Annotated in this window: 1 protein-coding gene; it reads left to right on the forward strand. The window is 73.2% G+C overall.

The features are described from left to right. Positions 1-35: 35 nt before the first annotated feature. Positions 36-5,984, forward strand: a 5,949-nt coding sequence (locus G5C65_RS29410) for a type I polyketide synthase (RefSeq protein ID WP_241266142.1), incomplete at its 3' end; no start/stop codon positions are given.

The following is a 5,984-nucleotide window of genomic DNA, read 5'->3' on the forward strand; positions in this document are numbered from 1 at the left end:
TGGACGGGCTGTCGGCGGTGGCCGGGTCGGTCCCGATGCGCTCGACGCTGACGGGTGCCGTGGTCGAGGGTCCGCTGGATGCGGCGTACTGGTTTGAGAACTTGCGTTCCACGGTGGAGTTCGAGGATGCGGTGCGGTCTTTGCTGGCGCAGGGGATGCGTACGTTCATCGAGGTGAGCGCGCATCCGGTGCTGACGGTCGGTATGGAGGAGACGGTGGAGGTGTCCGGCGGTGAGGCCGCTGTGCTGGGTACTCTCCGTCGCGATGAGGGCGGTATGCGGCGTCTGCTGTCCGCTTTCGGTGAGGCGTGGAGGGCCGGGGCCGATGTCGACTGGTCCACCGTGCTCACCGGCCGTCAGGTCCCGCTGCCGACCTACGCCTTCCAGCACCAGCACTACTGGCTGCGGCCCCGCACCGGTGCCGGAGACGTCGCGGCGGCGGGCCTGGTCGGGGCGGACCATCCGCTGCTGGGTGCGTCGGTCGCCCTGGCCACCGCCGAAGATGTGGTGCTCACCGGCAGGCTGTCGGTGGCGGCGCAGCCCTGGCTGGCGGACCACAGGCTCCACGGCCGCATGGTGGTCCCCGGAACCGCCTTCGTGGAACTCGCGTTGCGAGCCGGATACGAGGTCGGCTGCGGCGAAGTCAGGGAGCTGACGCTCCACGAGCCCCTGCTGCCGTCCCCGGTAGGCGGCGCGCGGATCCAGGTGCGCGTCGGCGCGCCCGGTCCGGACGGCGACCGCGACGTGTCCGTCTACGCCCAGGAGGACACCGCAGGCGGCGACTGGGTCCTGCACGCCGACGGCGTGCTCGCCGACAGCACGGCCACCAACACCGCGGTCTCCGACGCGTTCGACCTCTCCGCGTGGCCGCCGCCGGGCGCGGCCCCCGTCGACCTGAACGGGTTCTACGCGGATCTGACCGATTCGGGCTACGGCTACGGACCGGCGTTCCAGGGCCTGAGCCGGGCGTGGCACGTTGGGGAGGAGGTCTTCGCCGAGGTGCGGCTGCCCGCGTCCTCGGGCGAGGACGCGGCCCGCTTCGGGCTGCACCCCGCCCTGCTGGATGCCGCGCTCCACGTCCTGGGCGTCGGCGGGCTCCTAGAGGACCCGAGCGCGACCCCCGTGCCTTTCGCATGGTCCGGGGTGTCGCTCCAGGCGACCGGCGCGTCGGTGCTGCGCGTCAGAGTGTCCCCCGCGGGCCCTGACACCGTGTCGCTCCAGATCGCCGACGGCACCGGTGCGCCGCTGGCGCGGATCCGCTCGCTGACCGTGCGCCCGTGGGCTGCCGGGGACGCCGCGCCTGCCGTCGGCGACGCGCTCTTCGCCGTCGAATGGCAGCCCCTGCCGACCGCCCACGGCACCACGGCCCCCGACGCCACCGACACCGCCACCGACGCCGATACCGCAGGCGGGCCGTGGCAGCTCGAAGACCTCACCTCCGCCGTGTCCGGCCCGTCACCCGACTCGGCGGCCGACCGGGCGCGCGCCCTGACCGTCCGGGCGCTGGAGGCCATCCAGCAGCGGCTGGGCGGCGAAAGCGAGCAATCCACTCCGCTGGTCCTGCTGACCCGCTCCGCGGTGGCGACCGGCAGCGCCGACGCACCGGCCGACCCGGCCGCGGCAGCGGTATGGGGCCTGGCGCGGGCCGCGCAGACCGAGCACCCCGACCGCTTCGTCCTGCTCGACGCCGACGACCCGGCCGCGCCGCTGCCCGGCTGGGAACGGATCGAGCGCGCCGTGGCGGACGGCGAGTCACAGCTGGCCGTACGCCGCGGTGAGCTCCTCGTACCGCGCGTCGTCCGGACGACGCCAGCCGAACGCCGGGCCGTGCCAGGGCCCGAGGGACTTCACGGCACCGTGCTGATCACCGGCGGGACCGGCGTCCTCGGCGGGCTGGCGGCACAGCGGCTCGCACGCGAACCCGGGGTACGACGGCTCCTGCTGCTCAGCCGTCAGGGCCCTGAAGCGCCCGGCGCGGCCGACCTGGCGGACACCCTGCGCGAAGCCGGCGTCGCCGTGGACATCGTGGCCTGCGACGTCGCGGACCGGGCCGCCCTGGTGGAGGTGCTGGCCGCCATCCCGCACGACGCCCCGCTGACCGGGGTGATCCACGCAGCCGGGGCGCTCGACGACGGCATGGTCGAATCGCTGACCGCACGGCGCGTCGAGACCGTGCTGCGCGCCAAGGCGGACGGTGCGGTCAACCTCCACGAACTCACCGCCGACTCGGGCCTCGGCCTGTTCGTCCTGTACTCGTCGGCTGCCGCCACCTTCGGGGCGGCCGGCCAGGCAGGCTACGCCGCGGCGAACGCGTTCCTGGACGCCCTGGCGCACCGGCGCCGCGCCGAGGGACGGCCCGGCGTCTCGCTCGCGTGGGGCCTGTGGCAGCAGGCGACCGGTATGACCGGCCATCTGACGGCCACCGAGGCGACGCGCGCGGCCGAACTGACCGGCGTGCTGTCCGCCGAGGAGGGCATGGCACTGTTCGACGTCGCCCGCGCCTCCGGTCGTCCGCACGTCCTGCCGATCCGGCTGAACACGGCGGCGCTGGACGACGGCGACACCCCGCCGATGCTCCGGGCCCTGGCCCGCCGCCGGCTGCGCCGCGCCGACGACGACGCCGGAGCCGGTACGTGGACGCGGCGGCTGGCCGCCCTCCCCGACGCCGAGCGGACCAGAGCCGTCCTCGACCTCGTCCGGGCCGAGATCGCCGCGGTCCTCGGGCACGCCGGGCCGCAGGACGTCGAGCCCGGACGCCCCTTCAAGGACCTCGGCTTCGACTCGCTCCTCGCCGTGCGGCTGCGGAACCGCCTCCAGGCGGCGACCGGCCTGCGCCTCCCGGCCACACTCGTGTTCGACCATCCCACGGCGCTGGCTCTCGCCGAACACCTGTGCAGCCAGGTCATCGGCGCTCGGCGGGCCGTCGCGGCCCCACCCGCCGTCGCAGGCTCCGACGAGCCGATCGCGATCGTCGGCATGGCCTGCCGCCTCCCCGGCGGAGTCACCTCGGCGGACGACCTGTGGGAACTGGTGGCCGGCGGCACCGACGCGATGTCCCCGTTCCCGGCGGACCGGGGCTGGGACGAGGCCCTGCGGCGTGCGGCGTTCGCACCCGTCGGCGGCTTCGTCCGCGACGCGGACCGGTTCGACGCCGCCTTGTTCGGCATCTCGCCGCGTGAGGCCCTGGCCATGGACCCCCAGCAGCGGCTGCTGCTGGAGACCTCTTGGGAGACGTTCGAGTCGGCGGGCATCGACCCCACCTCCCTGCGCGGCAGCCACACCGGGGTCTACGCCGGTGTGATGTACCACGACTACGCCGCGCGCATAGGCCGCGTCCCGGACGGTGTCGAGGCATTCCTCGGCACCGGCAACGCGGGCAGTGTCCTGTCCGGCCGCGTTGCTTACGCCTTCGGCCTCGAAGGACCGGCGATCACGGTCGACACGGCATGTTCGTCGTCGCTGGTGGCCCTGCACTCGGCGGTCCAGGCACTGCGCGCCGGCGAGTGCTCGCTGGCCCTCGCCGGTGGTGTGACAGTCCTGGCGACGCCCGACATCTTCACCGAGTTCGACCGGCAGGGCAGCCTCGCGTCGGACGGCCGCTGCAAGTCCTTCGCGGCTGCCGCGGACGGCACCGGCATGTCGGAGGGCGTTGCGGCGGTGCTGGTGGAGCGGCTGTCGGACGCGCGGCGCAACGGCCACCGGGTGCTGGCCGTGGTCCGGGGCAGTGCCGTCAACCAGGACGGTGCGTCGAGCGGTCTGACGGCGCCGAACGGCCCCTCTCAGCAGCGCGTGATCCGCCAGGCGCTGTCGAACGCCCGCCTCACGGCTGCGGACGTGGATGCCGTGGAGGCGCACGGCACCGGCACCCGCCTCGGGGATCCGATCGAGGCGCAGGCGCTGTCGGCGACCTACGGCCAGGAGCGCGGCGAGGACGGTGAGCCGGTGTGGCTGGGCTCGGTCAAGTCGAACATCGGGCATACGCAGGCGGCGGCGGGCGTCGCGGGTGTGATCAAGATGGTGATGGCGATGCAGCATGGCCTGCTCCCGGCGACACTGCATGTGGATGAGCCGTCACCGCAGGTGGACTGGTCCGCCGGCGCGGTGGAACTGCTGACCGAGCCCCGGGAATGGTCGGCGGCCGACCGGCCGCGCCGTGCGGCGGTGTCGTCGTTCGGGATCAGCGGCACGAACGCGCACGTGGTCCTGGAGCAGGCGCCCCCACAGGCTGAACCGGCTCTCGGCTCTGCGACGTCTCAGCCCCCTGCGTCGGTGCCGTGGGTGGTCTCGGGGAAGTCCGAGGCCGCGCTGCGGGGGCAGGTGGAGCGGTTGCGGTCGTTCGTGGCGGAGCGGCCGGAGCTGGACGCGGTGGATGTGGGCTGGTCGCTGGCCACGGCGCGGGCCGGGCTGGAGCACCGTGTGGTGCTGGCCGGGGATGCGACGCTCGCCTCCGGCGTCGCCGGGGAGGGTCGGTTGGCGTTCCTGTTCACGGGGCAGGGCGCGCAGCGTGCCGGGATGGGCCTGGGGTTGTATGAGGCGTTCCCGGTGTTCGCCGAGGCGTTCGATGCGGTGTGTGCGCGGTTGGATGTGCGGTTGGAGCGTCCGCTGCGTGAGGTGCTGGCCGGGGGTGTCGGTCTGGAGGGCACGCTGTGGGCGCAGGCGGGGTTGTTCGCGCTCGAAGTGGCCCTGTACCGGCTGGTGGAGTCGTGGGGCGTGGTCCCGGATGTGGTGCTGGGGCATTCGTTGGGTGAGATCGTCGCCGCGCATGTGTCGGGGATTCTCGATCTGGATGACGCGTGCACGCTGGTTGCCGAGCGTGGCCGCCTGATGCAGGGGCTGCCGCCGGGTGGCGGGATGCTGGCGGTGCAGGCGACGGAAGCTGATGTCGCCGATTCCGCCGATTCCGGGCTGGATGTGGCGGCGGTCAACGGCCCGCGCTCGGTGGTGCTCTCCGGCGACCTGCAGGCTATCGAGCGCTACGCAGCCGAGTGCGCGACGCGTGGCTGGCGGACCAACGCCCTGACGGTCTCGCACGCCTTCCACTCAGCCCTGATGGAGCCGGTGCTGGAGGAGTTCGCGAGCGTCCTGTCCGGCCTGTCGTTCAGCCCGGCGCGGATCCCGGTGGTGTCGAATCTGACGGGCGCGGTGGCTGAGCCGGGATTGATGCAGGAACCGGAGTACTGGCTGCGCCAGGTGCGCCGGACGGTCCGTTTTGCCGACGGCATCACGGCCACGGCTGAGCTCGGTGTGACCCGGTTCCTGGAGCTGGGTCCGGACGGCGTGCTGTCCGGCATGGCTCAGGAGAGTGTCGGCGATGCGGTGTTCGCACCGGTGTTGCGTAAGGACCGGGACGAGGTGGAGACAGCCCTCGGCGCGGTGAGCCGTCTGTGGACGTCCGGTGTCGAGGTCGACTGGGCGAAGGTGTTCGCGGGCTGGGGCGGCCGGGTGGTCGACCTTCCCACCTACGCCTTCCAGCGTGAGCGGTACTGGCCGGAGACCTCAGTGAGGCAGGCTGGCGGCGATGTGACCGATTCCGCGTTCTGGGATGCGGTCGAGCGTGAGGATCTGGAGGAGTTGGCCGGTCTGGAATCGGCGCTGCCGGCGCTGTCCGCGTGGCGCAGGCGTCACCAGGAGCGCTCCACGCTGGATTCGTGGCGTTACCAGGTCACCTGGAAGCCGCTGACCGATCTGCCTCCGGCGGCGTTGTCCGGTACCTGGGTGGTCATCGGGTCCGGGGGTGGTGAGGTGTTGGGGGCGCTGTCCGCGGCGGGTGCGACGGTGGTGAGTGTCCCGGTCGGGGAGGTTGCGCAGCTGCCCGATGTGTCCGGTGTGGTGCTGCTTGCGTCCGGGTGCGCGGACGCGCTGTCTGTGGTGCAGGCGCTGGGTGAGGTCCCGGCGCCGTTGTGGGTGTTGACGCGGGGTGCGGTGTCGGTGGGCCGTTCGGATCGGCTGGAGGATCCGGACTTGGCGGCGGTGTGGGGTCTGGGG

This window comes from Streptomyces boncukensis (genome assembly GCF_011045075.1).
Taxonomy (GTDB): Bacteria; Actinomycetota; Actinomycetes; order Streptomycetales; family Streptomycetaceae; genus Streptomyces; species Streptomyces boncukensis.